This is a genomic window from Haloferax sp. Atlit-109R, assembly GCF_003665865.1.
GTDB classification, from domain to species: domain Archaea; phylum Halobacteriota; class Halobacteria; order Halobacteriales; family Haloferacaceae; genus Haloferax; species Haloferax volcanii.
This window is the reverse complement of record NZ_QPLO01000037.1, coordinates 1-440: the sequence shown is the minus strand read 5'-3', so window position 1 is coordinate 440 and position 440 is coordinate 1. Positions and strand designations below refer to the sequence as shown.

Here is a 440-nt window from a genome sequence, read left to right as displayed (position 1 = left end):
CGTTCGATCATGCGCGAGCGATCAACGCAACGGGCACTCAGGGAATGATCGAGTACAGAGTGAGTGAGTCCCCGATGACAAAGCTACTCGATTACGGCGCGACCGTGACATCGAAGGTCGTCGAAGACGGTGAAGAGACAATCGTTGCGGAGGTTGCACCAGATTCGAATACCCGTAAAGTCATCTCGGGGGTTCAGGCGGCGTATCCGGACACGACCTTCGTCGCCAAACGTTCGGTCGACCGCCCCGTACAGTCGATCAATCTCACGCACGACGTGCTCGACGACCTGTTGACCGACAGACAGCGAGAAGTGCTGGAACTCGCCTATCACGCAGGGTTCTTCGAATCGCCACGCTGCTCGACGGGTGACGAACTCGCTGCTGCACTCGGGATCGCGTCGCCGACGTTCTATCTTCACGTGCGGAAGGCGACTCGGAAG

The 440-nt window shown here is 58.6% G+C and carries 1 protein-coding gene; it reads left to right on the top strand.

What is annotated here, in order from left to right; all coding sequences use genetic code 11:
- Nucleotides 1–20: 20 nt before the first annotated feature.
- A partial coding sequence (locus DVK03_RS19555; protein ID WP_255409759.1) for a bacterio-opsin activator domain-containing protein occupies nucleotides 21–440 on the top strand: 420 nt, incomplete at its 3' end.